The organism is Acidovorax sp. GW821-FHT10A04, from assembly GCF_059415825.1.
This window is the reverse complement of sequence record NZ_JBWKNZ010000012.1, coordinates 18,816-39,206: the sequence shown is the minus strand read 5'-3', so window position 1 is coordinate 39,206 and position 20,391 is coordinate 18,816. Positions and strand designations below refer to the sequence as shown.

The 20,391-nt window shown below is 67.7% G+C and carries 13 protein-coding genes; 6 read left to right on the top strand and 7 right to left on the bottom strand.

The features are described from left to right. Position 1: 1 nt before the first annotated feature. The 4 genes from mutS to msuE all read right to left on the bottom strand — a co-directional run bounded on the left by mutS (position 2) and on the right by msuE (position 5,620). Positions 2-2,623: a DNA mismatch repair protein MutS gene (mutS, locus tag AC07PF_RS22950; protein WP_494613400.1), complete on the bottom strand. Its 2,622-nt coding sequence runs from the start codon at positions 2,621-2,623 to the stop codon at positions 2-4. Positions 2,624-2,909: 286 nt separating this feature from the next. Continuing rightward, entirely contained in the window at positions 2,910-3,935 is a 1,026-nt protein-coding gene (locus AC07PF_RS22945; RefSeq protein WP_494613399.1) for a methionine synthase, read from the bottom strand. Between the two features lie 59 nt (positions 3,936-3,994). Further along, the gene (locus tag AC07PF_RS22940; RefSeq protein ID WP_494613398.1) at positions 3,995-4,978 is read right to left on the bottom strand and encodes a DUF1852 domain-containing protein; all 984 of its coding nucleotides are present in this window, start codon (positions 4,976-4,978) and stop codon (positions 3,995-3,997) included. A 45-nt stretch (positions 4,979-5,023) separates the two neighbouring features. Beyond that, complete coding sequence (gene msuE / locus AC07PF_RS22935) at positions 5,024-5,620, bottom strand: FMN reductase (protein ID WP_494613397.1); 597 nt, start codon at positions 5,618-5,620, stop codon at positions 5,024-5,026. A gap of 76 nt (positions 5,621-5,696) precedes the next feature. Here msuE and AC07PF_RS22930 point away from each other — a divergent pair, with 76 nt between their 5' ends. Then, entirely contained in the window at positions 5,697-6,614 is a 918-nt protein-coding gene (locus tag AC07PF_RS22930; RefSeq protein WP_494613396.1) for a LysR family transcriptional regulator, read from the top strand. A gap of 65 nt (positions 6,615-6,679) precedes the next feature. Here the strand turns inward: AC07PF_RS22930 and AC07PF_RS22925 are convergent, their stop codons facing one another. Together AC07PF_RS22925 and AC07PF_RS22920 are read right to left on the bottom strand one after the other, a co-directional pair. Further along, positions 6,680-8,212, bottom strand: coding sequence for a carotenoid oxygenase family protein (locus tag AC07PF_RS22925; protein ID WP_494613395.1), 1,533 nt, complete (start codon positions 8,210-8,212; stop codon positions 6,680-6,682). Positions 8,213-8,238: 26 nt separating this feature from the next. Beyond that, on the bottom strand, positions 8,239-8,697 hold the full coding sequence (locus tag AC07PF_RS22920) for a DUF2141 domain-containing protein (RefSeq protein WP_494604826.1): 459 nt from the start codon (positions 8,695-8,697) through the stop codon (positions 8,239-8,241). A gap of 376 nt (positions 8,698-9,073) precedes the next feature. Between AC07PF_RS22920 and AC07PF_RS22915 the strand changes: the two genes are divergently transcribed. From AC07PF_RS22915 to AC07PF_RS22905, 3 genes are read left to right on the top strand one after another with little or no spacing between them, the layout of a single operon-like run. After that, positions 9,074-11,620, top strand: coding sequence for a sensor domain-containing protein (locus AC07PF_RS22915; protein ID WP_494613394.1), 2,547 nt, complete (start codon positions 9,074-9,076; stop codon positions 11,618-11,620). Positions 11,621-11,662: 42 nt separating this feature from the next. Then, positions 11,663-16,531 carry a PAS domain S-box protein gene (locus AC07PF_RS22910; RefSeq protein WP_494613520.1) on the top strand — a complete coding sequence of 1,623 codons (4,869 nt, stop codon included), beginning with the start codon at positions 11,663-11,665 and terminating at the stop codon, positions 16,529-16,531. A gap of 26 nt (positions 16,532-16,557) precedes the next feature. Beyond that, a complete protein-coding gene (locus tag AC07PF_RS22905) occupies positions 16,558-17,688 on the top strand; it encodes a response regulator (RefSeq protein ID WP_494613393.1) in 1,131 nt (376 codons plus the stop codon). A gap of 34 nt (positions 17,689-17,722) precedes the next feature. Here the strand turns inward: AC07PF_RS22905 and AC07PF_RS22900 are convergent, their stop codons facing one another. Then, a complete protein-coding gene (locus tag AC07PF_RS22900; protein WP_494613519.1) occupies positions 17,723-18,652 on the bottom strand; it encodes an inositol monophosphatase family protein in 930 nt (309 codons plus the stop codon). A 158-nt stretch (positions 18,653-18,810) separates the two neighbouring features. Between AC07PF_RS22900 and AC07PF_RS22895 the strand changes: the two genes are divergently transcribed. Continuing rightward, a complete protein-coding gene (locus AC07PF_RS22895; protein ID WP_494604816.1) occupies positions 18,811-19,563 on the top strand; it encodes an RNA methyltransferase in 753 nt (250 codons plus the stop codon). 34 nt (positions 19,564-19,597) lie between these two features. After that, the gene (gene cysE / locus AC07PF_RS22890) at positions 19,598-20,377 is read left to right on the top strand and encodes a serine O-acetyltransferase (protein WP_007856437.1); all 780 of its coding nucleotides are present in this window, start codon (positions 19,598-19,600) and stop codon (positions 20,375-20,377) included. Positions 20,378-20,391: the final 14 nt, after the last annotated feature.

Sequence of the window (20,391 nt, the reverse complement as noted above, 5' to 3'; positions counted from 1 at the left end):
CTCACCCCACCAGCTTCTTGAGCTGGTAGAGCGCGTCGAGCGCCTCGCGCGGGCTCAGCGCATCGGGGTGGATGGTGGACAGCAGGGCCTCGACCGGGCTCGCGCCTGCGCTCTCGGGCATGGCCGGCACGGCAAACAGGTCCACCTGCAGTTCGTCCTCGCCTGCGCGCTCTTCCAGCGCGGCCAGCGCGTGGCGTGCGTGGTTCAGCACCGGGCCGGGCACGCCCGCGAGCTTGGCCACCTGGATGCCGTAGCTGCGGCTGGCAGGGCCGGGCTGGATCTCGTGCAAAAACACGATGTCGGCACCCGCCTCGGCCGCGCTCACATGCATGTTGACCGCGTGTTTCGCCTTGGCGGGCAGCTCGGTCAGCTCGAAATAGTGCGTGGCGAACAGCGTGAAGGCGCGCGTCCTGTCGTGCAGGTGCGTTGCGATGCCGCTGGCCAGGGCCAGGCCGTCGAAGGTGCTGGTACCGCGGCCGATCTCGTCCATCAGCACCAGACTGTGCGGTGTGGCGGCGTGCAAAATCTGCGCGGCCTCGGTCATCTCCAGCATGAAGGTCGACTGCGCGTTGGCCAGGTCGTCGGCCGCGCCGATGCGGGTGTGGATGGCGTCGATGGGCCCCAGGCGGCAGGCGCTGGCCGGCACGTGGCTGCCCATGCTGGCCAGCAGCACGATGAGCGCCACCTGGCGCATGTAGGTCGACTTGCCGCCCATGTTGGGGCCGGTGATGACCTGCATGCGCGTGTTGGCGTTCAGGCGCGTGTGGTTGGCGATGAAGCTGCCGGCCGAGACCTCGGCCAGGCGCGCCTCCACCACCGGGTGGCGGCCGTCCTCGATCTCGATGCAGGGTTCGGCCACGAACTGCGGCGCGCACCAGTTCAGCGTGAGCGAGCGCTCGGCGAGGGCGCACAGCACGTCCAGGGCGGCCAGCGCCTGGGCCAGGCGGGTGAGGGCCGGTACATGCGGCTGCAGCTGGTCCAGCACCTGCTCGTACAGCCATTTCTCGCGCGCCAGCGCACGCTCGTTGGCTGACAGCGCCTTGTCCTCGAAGGTCTTGAGCTCGGGCGTGATGAAGCGCTCGGCGTTCTTCAGGGTCTGGCGGCGGCGGTAGTCATCGGGCACCTTGTCCAGGTTGCTGCTGGTCACCTCGATGTAGAAACCGTGCACCTTGTTGAACTGCACGCGCAGGTTGGCGATGCCGGTGCGGGCCTTCTCGCGCGTCTCCAGGTCGAGCAGGAAGTCGTCGCAGTTGGTCTGGATGGCGCGCAGCTCGTCGAGCTCGCTGTCGAAACCCGTGGCCATGACGCCGCCGTCGCGCACCAGCGCCGCGGGCTCCTCGGTGATGGCGCGCTGCAGCAGCTCGGGGCAATCCACCGGCGGGTGGAGCTGTTCGAAGATCTCCGCCAGGTAGGGCTCGGCGGCCTGGCCGGCACGGGCCAGCAGGGCCGCCTTGTGCAGCGTCTTGCACAGGCCCACCAGTTCGCGCGGGCGCACCTGACGCAGGGCGATGCGCGCGGTGATGCGCTCCACATCGCTCACGCCCTTGAGTTCGCCGCGCAGCGTGGCCCAGGGGCCGGCGCCGCCACCCGACCCGCCGGCACCGCGCAGCGCCGTGGTGGCGGCCAGGCGTCGGCGCGCTGCGGTGCGGTCGCGCGGGGGCTCCAGCAGCCAGGTCTTGAGCAAGCGGCTGCCCATGCCGGTCATGCAGGTGTCGAGCAGCGAGAACAGGGTGGGCGCATCCTCGCCGCGCAGCGTGCGGGTGATCTCCAGGTTGCGGCGCGTGCTGGCCGGCAGGTCGATCAAATCGTCGCCGCGCTGCACCTGCACGCTGTGCACATGGGTCAGCGTGCGGCCCTGGGTGTGCTCGGCATAGGCCAGCAGGCCCGCTGCGGCAGCATGGGCCTGGGTCAGTTCCTGCGCGCCCCAGGCCTGCAGGCTGGCGGCGCCCAGGTGCTCGAGCAGCTTGCGCTCGCCCAGCGTGGCGTCGAACTGCCAGTCGGGCCGGGGGCCCATGGGGCAGGTGAAGGCGCCGCCCTGGCGCAGCACCTGCAACTGCTGCTCGAAGCGCTCGGTCACGCCGGCGCTGTAGATCACCTCGCTGGGCGCCACGCGCGCCAGCCAGGCGCCGACCTCGTCCTGTGTGCACTCGGCCAGGTACACGCGGCCCTGCGTCACGCTCAGCCAGGCCAGGCCAGAGCGCCCGCGCGGGCCCTGGTGCACGGCCAGCAGCATGGATTCGGCCTTGTCCGAGAGCAGCTCGGTATCGGTCAGCGTGCCGGGGGTGACCACGCGCACCACCTTGCGCTCCACCGGCCCCTTGGCCGTGGCCACGTCGCCCACCTGCTCGCAGATGGCGACCGACTCGCCCATCTTGATCAGCCGGCCCAGGTAGTTCTCCAGCGCATGGAAGGGCACGCCGGCCATGATGACGGGCTGCCCGCCGGACTGGCCGCGCTGGGTCAGCGTGATGTCCAGCAGGCGCGCGGCCTTTTCCGCGTCGGCATAGAACAGCTCGTAGAAGTCGCCCATGCGGTAGAAGACGAGCGTGTCCGGGTGCGCAGCCTTCAGCGTGAAGTACTGCTGCATCATGGGGGTGTGCGAGGATATGTCTGCTTTATCCATTTAAATCAATGACTTGGCGGCATGGGGCCAGCGCTTGGGGTAATTCTGGCGCAATTCGGTATGGTGCGCGGGGCCGTATTCTCGCCCGCCGCACGAGGTGGCCCCACCTGGAGTGCCGGGGGCTGGGTAAGGAGCCCCGCAATGCGAGGCAGCCCCCCGCCGCAGCGGGGGGCTTTGTGGTTGACAACGGGCCCTGTGGCCGCGGCCCCACCGGCCCCATGGGTTGTCTTGCGGCTGTTGCGATCAACGGCGGCCGCCTGCGCCAGGATGGACGGCCGGGTGCGCGTCACGCAGCGGCAAGCCGCTCCTTGGCCAGCTTGGTGCCCGCTGCCAGCGCTTGCAGCTTGCGCCACGCCACGTCCCGCCCCATCGGCGCCAGACCGCAATTGGTGCACGGAAACAGCCGCTCCTTGGGCACGAACTCCAGCGCCCGGGCTATGGTGTCGGCCACTTCCTCGGGCGTCTCGACCACGTCGCTGGCCACATCGATCACGCCGACCATCACGTCCTTGCCGTCCAGCAGCTTCATCAGGTCGGGCGGCACATGGGAGTGGATGCATTCCAGGCTCACCTGGTCGATGCTGCTCTTGGCCAGGGCAGGGAACACCGCCTCATACTGGCGCCATTCGTCGCCCAGGGTGCTCTTCCAGTCGGTATTGGCCTTGATGCCGTAGCCGTAGCAGATGTGCACCGCCGTCGTGCAGGTCAGGCCCTGCGCCGCGCGTTCGAGCGCCTGCACGCCCCAGTCGGCGGCGTCCTTCATGTAGACGTTGAACGCGGGCTCGTCGAACTGGATGATGTCCACGCCATCGGCCTGCAGCGCCAGGGCTTCCTGGTTGAGCAGTTCGGCAAACGCGAAGGCCATCTTCACCTTGTCGCCATAGAAGCGGTCGGCCACGGTGTCGACGATGGTCATCGGGCCGGGCAGGGTGAACTTGAGCTTCTTCTTCGTGTGGGCGCGCGCCAGCTGCGCCTCGAAGGCGTGCACCCGGCCCTTCAGGCGCAGGGCCGAAACCACCTGCGGCACCATCGCGTCGTAGCGGTTGTCGCGGATGCCCATCTTCACCTTGTGCTCGAAGTCGATGCCCTCGACCTGCTCCAGGAAGCCGTGCACGAAATGCTGGCGCGACTGCTCGCCGTCGCCCACGATGTCCAGGCCGGCGTCTTCCTGGGCCTTGATCCACAGCAGGGTCGCGTCGGCCTTGGCCTGGCGCAGCGCATCGCCTTCGGCCATCCACTGGGGCCAGAGCTTGTTGGTTTCGGCCAGCCAGGCGGGCTTGGGCAGGCTGCCGGCGATGGAGGTTTCAAACATCTGAAAATTCCTTTGAAGCAAAGAGGGATGGGGTGAGCATATGCTGAGGCCGTTGGGTATCAGAGCGCACAGGTGGCAGCCCATTGTTCAAGAACGTTCTTGTACGGCTTGATGAAATGCTCTTGTGCAAATTTCCCCTGCGTTACGGCCAGCTGGCTGCGTTCCTCGCGGTCGTAGACAATCTGGGTCGACGAATAATCCTGGTTCTTCAGGCTCGGCTGGTAGATTTTTCCGGCGGCTGAATTGGCGTTGTAGATTTCGGGGCGATAGATCTTCTGGAAGGTTTCCATGGTGCTGATGGTGCCGATCAACTCCAGGTTCGTGTAGTCGCCCAGAAGGTCGCCGTGACAGTAGAAAGCCAATGGCGCAACGCCATTCGGCGGCATGAAGAATCGCACCTGCATCCCCATTTTGGCAAAGTACTGGTCGGTCGAGGACAGTTCATTCTGCTGGTACTCGACACCCAGCACCGGGTGCTGGTTTCCGGTGCGCTGGTAGGTCTTGCTGGTCGAGGCGCTGATGCAGATGACCGGGGGCTTGCCGAAGTGCTGCTTGTAAAGGGCCGAGTTGGCAAACTGCTGGAACAGCTTGCCATGCAGGTCGCCAAAATCGGCCGGCGTGCCGAATTCCGTGCGATGGGCGTTGTATTCCGGAAGCACGACGCTGAAGTCGTAGTCGCGCACGTAGGAGGAGAAATTGTTGCCCGCGATGCCGTCGATGCGCTTGTTGGTTTTCTTGTCGAGGATGCAGGTTTTGAGGATCTCGATCAGCGGAAACGCACCACCGCTGCCCTTGGCGCCAAGACTCATCTCGACGGAGATGATCTCCAGTTCCACCGCGTAGCGGTCTCCCGTCGGATTGTCCCAATGCGCCAGGTCATTGAAGCGGTTGTCGATCATCCGCAGCGTGTTGCGCAGGTTCTGCTGCCGGCTCGTTCCGCGGGCCAGGTTGGCAAAGTTGGTGGTGATGCGCGTGCTGTCCGATGGCTGGTAGTTTTCATCGAAGCTGATGCTATTGAGGTGAAAGGCAGGTTCTTGGTGCATGGCGATGGGGTGGGCTGATTAGGGGGAGGAGGGGCGGTTCATGGCTCAGGCCAGCACCACGTCTTCGGCCTGCAAGGGCCTGGCGTGCCGCGCCAGTTCAAGGAGTGGCATTGCCCGTTGGACTGCCAGCCGGGCCCGCTCGATCAGGGCTTCGCTCTGCAGCCGGTGGTCGGCGAAATCGGGGTCTGTGGCATAGACGCCCAGCGGCAAGGTGCGCGCCTGGAAGAAGCTGAACAACGGCCGCAACTGGTGGTCGATGACCAAGGCATGGCGCTCGCTGCCACCGGTGGCCGCCAGCAAAACGGGCTTGTCGACCAGGGCGTCCTGGTGGACGAAGTCGAAGAAGTGCTTGAACAGCCCCGTGTAGGCGCCCCGGTACACCGGTGTTGCCACCACCAGAACGTCGGCTTGCTCGACCGTGGCCAGCGCCCGCTCCACCGTGTCGGGCAGTTGCGAGCGCCAGACCGCGCCGGCCCACTGCGGTGCGAGCTGGCCCAGTTCGACCAGGCGCTGTTCGCACGGGAGTTCGTCGGCGATCAGGTCCAGCAGATGCCCTGCCAGGGTTGCAGCCTTGGAGGGACGCTGCAGCCCGCCAGAAACCGCGACGATGCGCAGGGGTGGATGTGCCGTGTTTGCTTTCATGGGGTGGATGCTAGTGGTGGTTATCGATGAAGTAAAATGGTCTTATTTCATAAATCCATGAAAACGGATCATCTGAATGCTTGAGCGAATCCACCTCAGCATCGTCCAGCAGGTCGAAAAACAAGGGTCGTTGACGGCCGCTGCAGGCGTGCTGAACCTGACCCAGTCGGCCCTGAGCCACAGCATGAAGAAGCTGGAGCAGCAACTGGGCACCGACATCTGGTTGCGCGAAGGCCGCAGCCTGCGCCTGACGCAGGCCGGCCAGTACCTGCTGGCGGTGGCCAACCGGGTGCTGCCGCAACTGGATCTGGCTGAGGAGCGCCTGGGCCAGTTCGCGCAGGGCGAGCGCGGTGCGCTGCGCATCGGCATGGAATGCCACCCGTGCTACCAGTGGCTGCTCAAGGTGGTGTCACCCTACCTGGCCGCATGGCCCGACGTGGATGTGGACGTGAAGCAGAAATTCCAGTTCGGCGGGATCGGCGCGCTCTTCGGCTACGAGATCGACCTCCTGGTCACGCCCGACCCGCTGTTCAAGCCCGGGCTGAAGTTCGAGCCCGTGTTCGATTACGAGCAGGTGCTCGTCGTGGCCAGGGGCCATGCGCTGGCCGGTGCAGCCTACGTGAAGCCGCAGCAACTCACCCAGGAGGTGCTCATCAGCTACCCCGTGGACATCGAACGCCTGGACATCTACAACCAGTTCCTGCTGCCCGCCGGCGTCACGCCCAGGCGCCACAAGGCCATCGAAACCACCGACATCATGCTGCAGATGGTGGCCAGCGGCCGCGGTGTGGCCGCCCTGCCGCGCTGGCTGGTCGAGGAGTACGCGGCCAAGATGGACGTGGTGCCCGTGCGGCTGGGTGCGCGCGGCATCGCCAAGCAGATCTTCCTGGGCGCACGCGAGGCGGAGACCGCCATCGATTACGTGCGGGCCTTCATCGAACTGGCCCGCCAGCCTGCCGCGGCCTTCGCCATTGCGCAAAGCGCCAAACGCTGAACGCCGCGATCGAACGCAAACCGCTGGTGTCGCGTTCGATTGCCCGGGCCGAGCCCCTTTGCACCCTAGGCCGGGATGAAGGTCCCGTGAAAGCCCAGCGGCACCGCCCGGTCCATGCTGCCCTGGGCCAGCGGGCCCTGGGCCAGCCGGCGCGCGTCGAACACCGAGAGCAGCGTGCGCCGGCGGAGTAGGTCCAGCGCCGTGCCCACCAGCCAGCCCTCGCCCTCCTTGGCGCTTGCGCTGCGGGCGGGGATGAACACATGCTCCTCGACCATCACGTCGGCGCCGTAGCGGTAGCGGTCCACCTTGCCGCTGTCCAGCTGGAGGCGCGCCACGCAGTCGAAGCCCGGGCGGTTCGACACGGCCACGCGTTCGGCCATGAAGAGCTCTGTGTGCCGGCGGCCGACGAAGCGCGGGTCGATGCGCGGGAACTCGGCGTGGTGCGCCTGCAGGGTCTGCCGCGCGCGGCCGCTGCGCGTATCGAGCTCCACCCGGGCCACGGCATGTGCCGGCTCGCCGCCGAACTCGCCACGCATCAGCGCGCGAAAGCCCTGGACCACGCCCGAGGCATCCTGCGTGCGGACGTAGTCGAGGTGGATGACGCCGTTCCGGTCCTCCCAGGCATTGCCGGTATGGAACAGGAAGCCGGTGGGCAGCTCCATCCATTGCGGCTGGTCGAGCCGGTCCTTGTGCAGCACCAGGGCCCGCATGCCCAGCTCCGGCCTCCAGACGTGGCTGTCCATGAAGGTGCTGCCCGCATGGGCCCGCTCCCGATCGAAGATGAGCGGCGGCAGCAGAAACACCAGGTGCTGCTCGGTCACCGCGAAGTCATGCACCATGGCCATGTCCGGCACCTTGAGCGTGGCGGTGCGCACCTGTCCCTGGGCCGAGACCTGGTAGATCGACAGCAGGCCGTGTGTGCTGCTCACGCCGAAATTCCACAGGCTGCCGTCGGCACCGATCTTGGGGTGGGCCGAAAACGGCATGCCCGCATGTTCCGGCGTCCAGGTCTTGAGGCCGCCGGTTTCCAGCGTCCGGGCATCGAACAGGGTGGCCGAGCCGCCCTCCCACAGGGCCAGGGTCTCGCCCGCGTGGTGCACCACGCTGGTGTTGGCCACGTTGCCCGCGTCGGCCGTGGGCATGGGGCTGGCGCCGGCCACCTCGGTGCCGAAGCTGTGGTACAGGCGGCGGCCGGCCGCGTTCTCGGCCACAAACTTCTGCGTGCGCAGGAAGCGTCCCTGGTGCGTGATGCCCTGGTCGCCAAAGCGGTACTGCTGGATCATCCCGTCGCCATCGAACCAGTGCTGGTAGCGCACCTCGTCCAGGCTGTGCTGCGCGGGGCCGTTGCGCAGCAGGGTGCCGCGCAGGTCCCGGGGCAGCTTGCCGCGCAGCTGCATCGGCTCGGGCGCCAGGTCGGCCTGCAGGCCCTCGAAGCCCAGGGTCCAGGGCGCGCGGCTGCGCTGCTGGTTGAAGGCGCTCAGCGTGGACCCGGCCTCGGGTCCGCCGGCGTTTGCGGCGAAAGACAGAACGGGCAGCGCGGTCAGCGCGCTGCCGGCGGTTCCCAGGGCCAGGGATTGGCAAAAGAGGCGGCGGTCCATGTGCGTGTTCCTTGTGCGCCGTGCAGTCAGCGCAGCTGGATGGTGATCGTGGTGTCCTGCTGCAGATCCACGGCCGCATCCTGGAAACGGGGCGGGCCCATGTTGCCCTGGGCGTCGCGGCTGAAGCCGGTGCGCTCCTGGGGGATGCCGACCAGGTTGGTATCGAGCTTGCCGTTGCCGTTCTCGTCCTGGTAGATCGACAGCGCGTAGCTGCCGGCGGGCAGGTCGCGCAGCACCATCACGGCCTTGTCGCCCGCCACCGGGGCCATCCCGCTCTGCACGGCCTTGCTGAACTGGAGCCAGCCGTCGGCAGACCCGTAGACCGCGCCCAGCACGGGCCCCTTGTCCGCCTTGGTGTTCTTCACCTCCACGGTGAGGTCGAGCGCGTGCGCGTTGCCCAGGGCCAGGACGGCGCCGGCCAGCGCCAGTGCCCGTGCCGTGCGCGGGAGGAAGGGGGTCGCCAAAGGGCGTGAAGCCATCGTCATGGGGAAGTTCTCCAGGGTGGGGATGGAGACACCGCGTCTCCAGTGACCGCACTCTAGGAAGGCCCTGGCCGTGCCGCCACCGGCGTGCGACGAAGTGGCGCTGGCGGGGCGCGAAAGGGGCTGGTCGGGGCGCCGGTGGCAGGCGGCCTTCGTCCCCCACAGCCGGGCACCGGCCCGGGCTGCAGGCGGGCCCGCACACAAATAAGAATGCCCCGGCGGCAGAACGTGGGAACATGCGCCTGTACCACCGGGGAGGTAACTGCCCGAATGGGTGATTCAGGTTTGTTACGTTTTGACATACTTTGCGGTGTACATTGGTGGCTGCCGCCGCCATGACAATGTGCGGTCCATCGTTGTGAGAGGTTTCAGAGCGACTGTGATTTCTGCCGAACTCCTGACCGATCTGTTTGCGGGTGCCAGCGAAGACTTCGTGGAGTCTTCGGCGCAGGTGCGCCTGCAGGCCCTCCTCGATGCCGTGCCCGTGGCACTGATGGAATTCCGCCCGCAGGATGGGCGGCTGCTTTTGCGCGCCGCCAACTCCGCTGCGCGGCGCATGCCCGGCCTGGGCGGCGTGCGGGTCAGCGGCGCCGATGCGGTCGACGTCTTCGACCTGTTGGCGGGCACCAGGCTCGTGGACCAGCTGCAGACCGTGGCTCGCACCGGCGTGCTGCTCGAGTGCCGCCAGGTGGCGCGCGAGCCGGGGCGGCTGCTGGTGGCCTGGGACGTGTCGGCACGCCGGCTGGACAACGGCTCCATCGTCGTCACGGTGCGCGATGCGAGCGAGGCCGAGAGCCTGCGCGCCGCGCTGGCCGCTGCCGAACATGCGCTGCAGGATGTGCGGCGCGAGTTGCGCGAGCAGACCGATGTGTTCAACACCATGGAGAGCCTGGCCCAGACCGGGCACTGGCGGCGCATCGAGGACCCGGGCGAGACGGTGCTGCTGTGGTCCCCCGGCCTGTGCGACATCGCCGGCGTGGAGCGCCAGGAGTGGATGAGCCCCGAGCGGGCCGTCAGCGGCATCCTGGCCGAGGACCGCCATGTGTTCGAGACCGCGCGCGAGCGCGGCACCGGCGCCGATGTCGAGTACCGCTGGAAGCGCCCGGATGGCGAGATCCGCTGGATGCGCTCGCGCGTGCGCCGCCTCACGGCCAAGGACGGCATGCGCGTGGACATGGGCGTGGTGCAGGACGTGACCGACGAGCGCCGCGCTGCCGAGCAGCTGCGTGAGCAACTGCTGTTCATCCAGCGCATTGCCAGCCGCATCCCGGGCTTCATCTACCAGTACCGCCTGCACCTGGACGGTGTCACCAGCGTGCAGTACATCAGCGACGCGGTGCGCGACTTCATGGGCGTGGAGCCGCACGAGGTGACGGCCGACCATGGCGTGCTCTCCAACTGGGTGCTGGCCGAGGACCGGCCGGTGCTGCAGCGCTCGGCCCTGCAGTCGGTGCGCAAGCTCGTGCCCTGGCAGTGCGAGTACCGGGTGCGCATGCCCGATGGCAGCATCCGCTGGCACATGACGAATGCCGTGCCGCACCGCGAGGCCGACGGCTCGGTGGTCTCGCATGGCTTCACCATGGACATCACCGACCGCAAGCGCGCAGAGCAGGAGATCGAGCGCCTGGCGTTCTACGACGCGCTCACGGGCCTGCCCAATCGGCGCCTGCTGCTGGACCGCCTGCAACGCTCCATCGCCGCCTGCCAGCGCAGCAAGAACCTCGGTGCCCTGCTGTTCATCGACCTCGATAACTTCAAGGACCTCAACGACACCCTGGGCCACGACATGGGCGACCAGTTGCTGTCCCAGGTCGCCACCCGGCTGGTGGGCAGCGTGCGCGAAGCCGACACCGTGGCGCGCTTTGGCGGCGACGAATTCGTCGTCATGCTCGACAACCTGAACCCCGAGCTGCAGGACGCCGCCGCCCAGGCCGAAACCGTCGCCGAAAAACTCCTGGCCAGCCTGAACCAGCCCTTCGCCCTCGGGGGCCAGCAGCACTACAGCACCCCCAGCATCGGCATCACCCTGTTTGGCGACGAACGCCTGTCGGTCGACGAACTCCTCAAACGGGCGGACCTCGCCATGTACCAGGCCAAGGCCGCCGGGCGCAACACCCAGCGCTTCTTCGACCCGGACATGCAAGCGGCCGTCAACGCCCGCTCCAACCTGGAAGCCGACCTGCGCCAGGGCCTGGCCCGGAGCGAGTTGCTCGTGCACTACCAGCCCGTCGTCGACCACCAGGCACGCCTCGTAGGCGCCGAAGCCCTGGTGCGCTGGCGCCACCCCCAGCGCGGCATGATCAGCCCCGGCGACTTCATCCCCCTGGCCGAGCAGACCGGCCTGATCCTCCCACTGGGCCAGTACGTGCTGGAAACCGCCTGCAGGCAACTCCAGCGCTGGAGCCAATCGCCCGCCACCGCCCAGCTGTCCATCTCGGTGAACGTCAGCGCGCGCCAGTTCAGGCAACCGGGCTTCGTCGCCGAAGTGCTGGGCACCTTGAAGGACTGCCAGGCCCGGCCCCAACTGCTCAAGCTGGAACTCACCGAAAGCCTGCTGCTCGGGGACATCGAAGACACCATCGTGCGCATGGAACAGCTCAAGGCCGAAGGCGTGGGCTTCGCGCTCGATGACTTCGGCACCGGTTACTCGTCCCTGTCCTACCTCAAGCGGCTGCCGCTGGACCAGATCAAGATCGACCAGAGCTTCGTGCGCGACGTGCTCAGCGACCCCAACGATGCGGCCATCGTGCGCACCATCCTGGCGCTGGCCAAGAGCCTGGATTTGCAGGTGGTGGCCGAGGGGGTGGAGACGACGGGGCAGCTGGGGTTCCTTCGGCTGCATGGCTGCGAGGGGTTCCAGGGCTATCTGTTTGGCAGGCCTGTGCCGGTGGAGGAAATCGATGCAATGCTGGATCCGACGCGTTGATGATGATCCATGGGCGGTACCCCCGCCTGGCGGAGGCTGCGCATGGCGCAGGTGAGCAAGAACGACGGTGGTGGAAGATTCCTGGATCGCGTGCTCGAACGCGATCCCGCCTGGACGCGGGGCCTGGCACTGGTGGTGGCGCTGTCGCTGCTCGGCGCCTGGCTGGTGGTGCAGGCGGTGGTCTACTGGCGCGGCCAGGAGCGTGCGCTGGAGCGCACGCGCATCGTGCAGCAGGCGGCCGATGCGCTGATCACGCAGACCACGGGGGGCGGCCTGATCGGTGCCGTCTCGCTCATGGGCCTGAGCGAGCCCCAGCTCAAGGACATGGCGCGCGGCTACACGCCGCCGGACGATCCGGGCTCGCTGGCGCGGCTGGCCGTGGCACGCGGGCGATTCCTGATCAGTGGCGTGTACGTGATGTCGGCCGATGGCACCGTGGTCGCGCACGAAACCGCCGGTGAGCGGGCGACCGGCTCGAACCTGGCGTTTCGCCCCTACTTCCAGTCCGCCATGAAGGGCGCCATCAGCGTCTATGCGGCCATCGGCGTGAACAGCCAGGAGCGGGGCCTGTACTATGCGGCGCCCCTGTACGAGACCGACTCGCCCACCAGCACCATCATCGGGGTGGTGATGTTCAAGGTGGGCTTCGAGGTGGTCGATGCGCTGCTGGCGAGCACCGGCATCCCGGCCCTGCTGCTGTCACCCCAGGGCGTGGCCTTCTCGTCCACCCGGCCCGAATGGCAGTTCGCCGTGGCGCCGCCGCTCACGCAGGCGCGCATCGACGCGATCCGTGCATCGCGCCAGTTCGGGCGCCATTTCGAGAACGGCGTGGCCTCCGCCCTGCCGTTTGCACCCGATGCCAGCGAGGTGCTGCTCAATGGGGTGACCTATGCGGTGGCGAGCCGCGGCATCGAGTGGAACGACCCGGGGGGCCAGTGGCAGCTGGTGGTGCTCGACGATGTCAGCACCCTGGTGCCCACCCTGCTGCGCTGGCAGGTGGGCGCCGCCGCCTTTGTGCTGCTGGCCCTGCTCGGGCTGCTGCTGCTGGATCTGCTGCGCAGCCGCGCACGCATGGCAGTAGCGCTGGAGCGTTTCCGGGTGCTGGGCGCGGCGCTGGAGAGCAGCCCCGTGGCGGTGGTCATCACCGATGGGGAGGGGCGCATCGACTGGGTGAACCCCCAGTACGAGCGCAACACCGGCTATGCGCTGGACGAGGTGCGCGGCAAGAAGCCGTCCATCGTCTCCACCGACCAGACGCCGCCGCAGACCTACAAGGACATGTGGGCCACCTTGCTGTCGGGCCGTTCCTGGCGCGGCAGCTTCGTGAACCGGCGCCGCGACGCGAGCATCTACCACGACGAGGCCACGCTGTCGCCCGTGTTCGATGAACGCGGCAAGCGCATCGCCATCGTCGGGCTGCACGAGGACGTCTCGGAGCGCATGCGTGCGCAATCCGAACTGGAGCGGCGCGAGCGCCTGCTCAACGAGCTGCTGGAGCAGCAGACGGCCATCTTCGACAATGCGCCGCCGATCCTGCTGGTCTGCGAAGGGCAGTTCCGCCAATTCAATCCGGCCTTCGTGGAGCTCATGCGCGGCACGGCTTCGCAACTGCTGGGCGGCGAGGTGACCACGCTGTTCGGCGACCAGGCGCAGTCGGACAGCTTCACGGCGCTCATCGCGCAGCGGCTGGCTTCGGGCCAGGCGCTGCGCGAGCGGGCCACGCTGCGCCGCCTCGATGGCAGCAGCTTCGAGGCCCGGCTGGCCGGGCGGCGCATCAACATGGAGGGCTACCGCTCGGCCTCCATCTGGGTCATCGAGGACGTGACCGAGGCGCGCAAGGGCGAGATCGCCATCCAGCAGGCCAACGAGCGGCTGGAAATCGCCCAGGAGGCCGGCAAGGTGGGCGTGTTCGATATCGACCTGGTCGCCGATACCGTGGTCTGGTCCGACAAGCTCGTGTCCATGCTGGGCCTGCCCGCCGGCACGCAACCCATGGGGCTAGGTTACTGGCTCGATCGCCTGCATCCGGATGACCGCGAAGAAGCCAGCGCGCACTTCAGGGCCAGCCTGGAAGGCGGCGCTACCGATCTGCGCAACTCCTGGCGCATCGTGCGCCCGGACGGCGAGGTGCGCTGGTTCCTGCTGGCCGCGCGCATCCTGCGCGACGATGCGGGCCGTGCGGTGCGCGTGGTGGGCGTGAGCGTGGACATCCAGGACCAAAAGCAGCTCGAGGAGCAGGTGGAAGAGCAACTGGGCTTCCAGCAGGCGCTGATCGATGCGATTCCCGTGCCGCTGTTCTACAAGGGGGCGGACGGGCGCTACATCGGCTTCAACCGCGCCTACGAGCAGGCCTTCGGGGTGCGCCGCAGCGACCTGGTGGGCAAGACGGTGCTCGACCTCGACTTCCTGCCGCCCGAGCAGCGCACGCGCTTCCAGGGCGACAACCTGCAGGCGATGAACGGGCTGGACTCGGTGCACCGGGAAGTGGACCTGCCGTATGCCGACGGACAGGTGCACCACACCCTGTTCTGGCTGCACGCCTTCGCGCGTGCCGACGGCTCGCCCGGCGGCGCCATCGGCACCTTCGTGGACATCACCGACCGCCAGCGTGCCGAGGAGGACCTGCGCCGCGCCAAGGAGCTGGCCGAGGAGTCCACGGCACTCAAGTCCAACTTCCTGGCCAACATGAGCCACGAGATCCGCACGCCGATGAACGCCATCATCGGCATGTCGCACCTGGCGCTCAAGTCGGGACTGAACACGCGCCAGCACGACTACGTGAGCAAGATCCAGCAGGCCGGCCAGCACCTCCTGGGGGTGATCAACGACATCCTGGACTTCTCCAAGATCGAGGCGGGCAAGCTCACGGTGGAAAAGCAGCCCTTCGTGCTTGACCGCATGCTTGAGAGCGTGACCGACGTGGTCGGCTACAAGGCCGGGGCCAAGGGGCTGGAGCTGGTGTGCGACGTGGCCGCCAACGTGCCGCCCAACCTCTTGGGCGATTCGCTGCGCCTGGGCCAGATCCTGATCAACTTTGCCAACAACGCGATCAAGTTCACCGACCAGGGCGAGATCAGCATTGCCGTGCGGTTGCTCGAAGAGAGCGAAAAGCGCGTGAGCCTGCGTTTCGAGGTGCGCGACACGGGCATCGGCCTCACGGCCGAGCAGATGGGGCGCCTGTTCGAGAGCTTCCAGCAGGCCGACACCTCCACCACGCGCCGCTATGGCGGCACCGGCCTGGGCCTGGCCATCTGCAAGAGCCTGGCCGAGCTGATGGGCGGCGAGGTCGGGGTGATCAGCGAGTTCGGCAACGGCTCGACCTTCTGGGTCAGCCTGCCGCTGGAGCGCGGCGCACCGGCCCGGGTGGTGCTGCCGCCACCGGACCTGGTGGGGCGCCGGGTGCTGGTGGTGGACGACAACCACACGGCGGCCACGGTGCTGTCGGACATGCTTCAGGCCATGGGCTTCGAGGTCGAGCAGGCCTATTCGGGCCTGCAGGCGCTGGAGATCCTGCGCGAGGCCATGGCCAAGAACCGCTTTTTCGGCCTGCTGCTGCTCGACTGGCACATGCCGGGCATGGATGGTGTCGAGCTGGCCGGGCACATCCGCAGCCTGGGCATGCCCCAGGTGCCGCAGATGCTCATGGTCACGGCCTACGGGCGCGAGGACGTGATGCGCGCCGCGCGCGCGCAGGGCATCGAGACGGTGCTGATCAAGCCCGTGAATGCCTCGCTGCTGCTCGAGACCCTGATGCAGCCGCTGGAGCATGCCCTGCCCGCGCTGCAGCGCCAGTACGTGCCGCCGCCCGTGGCCGACGAGCTGCCGCTGGCCATCCGCGGTGCGCGGGTGCTGCTGGTCGAGGACAACGAGCTCAACCAGATGGTGGCCGTGGAGCTGCTGCGCGATGCGGGCTTCGACGTGGATGTGGCCGGCAACGGGCAGGTGGCCATCCAGCGGCTGCACGAGGACAGCTACGACCTGGTGCTGATGGACATGCAGATGCCCGTGATGGACGGCGAGACGGCCACCCGGCACCTGCGCGCCGACCCGCGCTTTGCGCGCCTGCCCATCGTGGCCATGACGGCCAATGCCATGGACGCCGACCGCCAGCGCTGCTTTGATGCCGGCATGAACGACCACGTGGCCAAGCCCATCGACCCGGCCGCCCTGTGGAAGGCACTGGCGCGCTGGATACAGCCGCGGCCCGGGCTGGGCGTGCCCCAGGGATTGCCGCCGCCGCCGCTGCGCAACGGCGCTGGCGTGCCACCGAGCCCCCCCAGGCCCGTGGCCTGGCCCCTGGTGGCGGGGCTGGATACGGCGCTGGGGCTGCAGCGTGCCCTGGGCAAGCCCGCGCTCTATGGCGACATGCTGGGCCGGTTCGCGCAAGGGCAGGCGACGGTGGTGCGTGAGATGCAGGCTGCGCTCGATGCAGGCGAGGTGGGCCTGGCGGAGCGCCTGGCGCACACGCTGCGTTCGGTGGCCGCCAACATCGGTGCGCAGCCCGTGGCAGACCGCGCCTACCAGCTCGAAGACCTGCTGCGCAAGGGCCCGCAGCCGCCAGAGACCACCGCCCCCTTGCTGGCGGCGCTGGATGCGGTGCTCGCGCCCCTGATCGGCGCGCTGGAGCAGTGGCTTGCCAGTGCGCCGGGCCTGGGCGATGCCGACGGTGCGGTGCCGACCAAGGCCCCCGCGGAGCTGCTGCACCAGCTGCGCACGCTGTTGTTGCAGGACGACCCGGCAGCCGCCGAGTTTTTGCAACACAATGCCATCGTGTTGGAGGGATTCCTGGACCCGGTGTTCAAGGCGGTGGATGTGCACATTCGGAACTTTGATTTCGAACAGGCGCTGGATACCATCGCCTCTGTGGTCCCCGAGCCGCCGTCCTCGCCTGATTCCGCCACCGCCCCCTGAATGGTTCCCCCTTCGCAGGAAAGCCCATGGACAACGCGCCCTTCGCTTCTCAGCAGCCGACCCTTGTGGACAAGCCGATTGCCACGGTACTGGTGGTGGACGATACGCCCGACAACCTCACGCTGATGGGCAGCCTGCTGCGTGAGCACTACCTGGTCAAGGTTGCCAACCACGGGGAGAAGGCGCTCAAGATCGCTCAGTCGGGCACGCAGCCCGACCTCATCCTGCTGGACATCATGATGCCCGAGGTGGATGGCTACGAGGTCTGCCGGCGCCTGAAGGCATCGCCCTCCACGCGCGACATCCCGGTGATCTTCCTCACGGCCCGCTCTGACCCCGATGACGAGCGCATGGGCCTGGCGCTGGGCGCTGTGGACTACATCACCAAGCCGATCAGCCCGCCCATCCTGCTGGCGCGCGTGAACACCCACCTGGCGCTCAAGGCCACGGCCGACTTCCTGCGCGACAAGAGCGCCTACCTGGAGCGCGAGGTGGCCCTGCGCACGCTGGAGGTGCAGGCCATCCAGGACGTGACCATCATGGCCATGACCTCGCTGGCCGAAACCCGCGACAACGAGACCGGCAACCACATCCGGCGCACCCAGCTGTACGTGAAGACGCTGGCCGAGCGCCTGCGCCACCACCCGCGCTTCGAGCATGTGCTCAACGACCGCATGATCGACCTGCTGTACAAGTCGGCGCCGCTGCACGACATCGGCAAGATCGGCATTCCGGACAGCATCCTGCTCAAGCCCGGCAAGCTCACGGTGGAAGAGTTCGAGGTCATGAAGACCCACACCACGCTGGGTCGCGCCGCCATCGAGGATGCCGAAAAGCGCCTGGGCATGCGCGTGGCGTTCCTGAGCGTCTCCAAGGAGATCGCCTACAGCCACCAGGAAAAGTGGGACGGCTCGGGCTACCCGGAGGGCCTCGCGGGCGACGCCATTCCCGTGTCGGCCCGGCTCATGGCCGTGGCCGACGTGTACGACGCGCTGATCAGCAAGCGCGTGTACAAGCCCGCCTTCTCGCACGACCAGGCCTGCAGCACCATCGTGCGCGGCCGGGGCTCGCACTTCGACCCGGACATGGTCGATGCCTTCGTGGACATCGCCGAAGACTTCCGCGTCATCGCCCATAAGTACCCAGATCCGGGGTGAGGGCAGGGCGGCGCACAGCCGCCCTGTGGATCCATCAGAGCGGGGCGCTCTGGTCCTGGCCGTCCTGGCCTTCAGCCGCCGCCTCGGCAACCGGGGCGGCGTCGGAATCGCCACTGTCGGTGGTTGCCTGGCGCACGGCCGCCTTGTCGCCAGCGCTCGCGAACTTGCTGTACTTGCCCAGGATGGGCACCAACTGGCCATAGATGCGGGGCGTGCCGGCCAGGCACTCGCGCTGCTCCAGGAACTCGGCCTCGCCCGTGAAATTGCCCACCAGGCCACCGGCCTCGGTCACCAGGAGCGAGCCGGCGGCAATGTCCCAGATGGACAGGCCGGTCTCGAAGAAGCCGTCGGTGAAGCCCGCAGCCACGTAGGCCAGGTCGAGCGCGGCAGAGCCGGGGCGGCGCAGGCCGGCCGTGCGCTGCATCACGTCGGCCATCATGTTCATGTAGGCCTTGAAGTTGTCGCCCGGGCGGAAGGGGAAGCCCGTGGAGATCAGGCAGTCCTTGAGCTGGGTGCGCTTGCTCACGCGGATGCGGCGCTCGTTCATGTAGGCGCCACGGCCCTTGGTGGCGGTGAACAGGTCGTTGCGCGAGGGGTCGTAGATGACCGCCTGCTCGATCTTGCCCTTGACGGACAAGGCGATGCTCACGCAGTACACGGGAAAGCCGTGGATGAAGTTGGTGGTGCCGTCCAGCGGGTCGATGATCCAGACGAATTCCGAATCCTTGGCGCCGTATTCCGAACCCGACTCCTCGGCCAGGATGCCGTGGCCGGGGTAGGCCGTCAGCAGGGTTTCGATGATGATCTTCTCGGCCGCGTGGTCCACCTCGGTCACAAAGTCGTTCACCTGCTTTTGCGAGATGCGCACGGCCTCCACGTCGAGGGCCGCGCGGTTGATGATGGCGCCGGCGGCGCGTGCGGCCTTGATGGCCACGTTGAGCATGGGGTGCAGGTTGGACGACATAAATTGTGGTTTCAAGCAGTGCGCCGGCAGGGGGCGCCTTGCGAAAGAGGAGCGTGGACCACCGCCCGGCGATGCGGGCGGCGACAATAGGGCGCTAATTTTACCTGCTTTGCCGTTTTTTGTCCCGGTTTGGGGCTTATCCGGCGCCCTGTTACCCCATGAAGACCCGTTTTGTCCTGATCAACACCAGCCATGCCGGCAATGTGGGCGCCGCCGCGCGCGCCCTGAAGACCATGGGCTTCGACGACCTCGTGCTGGTCGAGCCGCGCTGGGCCAACGTGCTGCGCCGCGAGGAGACCATCCAGCGCGCCAGCGGCGCCCTGGACGTGCTGGACAAGGCGCGCATCGTCGCCACGCTGGACGAGGCGCTCGACGGCATGAGCCACCTGTGCGCCACGGCCATGACGCCCAGGGACTTCGGTCCGCCGACCCGCTCGCCGCGTGAGCACTTTGCGCAACTGACCGCCCCCAGAGCGGTGGATGCTCCGCTGGAGTCGGGCGTGGCCTTCCTGTTTGGCTCCGAGCGCTTCGGCATGGCCAACGAAGACGTCTACCGCTGCCATGTGGCGCTCTCGATCCCCACGAACCCCGGTTTCGGCTCGCTGAACCTGGGCGCGGCCATCCAGGTCGTTGCCTACGACTGGCGCATGGCGCTGGGCGGCTTCGGTGCGCAGGCGGAGTCCGCGCCCGCCCCGGAACGCGAGGTGGCCGATGCCGCCCAGGTGGCCGGCATGCTGGCGCACTGGGAGCGGGCGCTGGTGGACATCGGCTTCCTCGACCCGGAGGCGCCCAAGAAGCTCATGCCGCGTTTGAACCAGCTTTTCAACCGCGCGCAACTGGGGGCCGAGGAAATCCACATCCTGCGTGGTGTCGCAAAAGCCATGATCGAGACGGCGCAGGCAAAGCGCTAGACTGCATTTCCATATTCCAAAAACAACCATAGCCATGTTTGCACGCCTGCGTTCCGACATCCAGTGCATCCTCGACCGCGACCCCGCTGCGCGCAGCACCTGGGAGGTGATCACCTGCTACCCCGGCCTGCACGCCATCTGGCTGCACCGTCCGGCGCACTGGTGCTGGGGACACGGCTTCAAGTGGCTGGGGCGCTTCATCTCGCACATCGCGCGCTGGCTCACGGGCATCGAGATCCACCCGGGCGCGAAGATCGGCGAGCGCGTGTTCTTCGACCACGCCATGGGCGTGGTGGTCGGCGAGACGGCCGAGATCGGCGACGGCTGCACCATCTACCAGGGCGTGACCCTGGGCGGCACCTCGCTCTACAAGGGCGCCAAGCGCCACCCGACGCTGGGCAAGGACGTGGTGGTGAGTGCCGGCGCCAAGGTGCTGGGCGGCTTCGAGGTCGGCGATGGCGCCAAGATCGGCAGCAATGCCGTGGTCATCAAGCCCGTGCCGGCCGGGGCCACGGCCGTGGGCATCCCGGCGCGCATCATTCCGTCCAAGGCCGGCCAGAGCGCCGATGTGACCGAGCCGCAGTCGCGCAAGTTCACGGCCTATGGCATCACGCAGGAGGACGACCCGCTGTCGCAGGCCATGCGGGGCCTGATCGACAACGCCTCCTCGCAAGAGCACCAGATCATGCTGCTGTGGCAGGCCATCGAGAAGCTCTCGACGGCGGCACCGGCCACCAAGGACTGCGTGCCCTGCGACGCAGCGACCACCGAGCAGTTCGAGGCCGGCAAGCTCAACGAACTGGTGGGCAAGTAAGCCTGGCCCCGGGC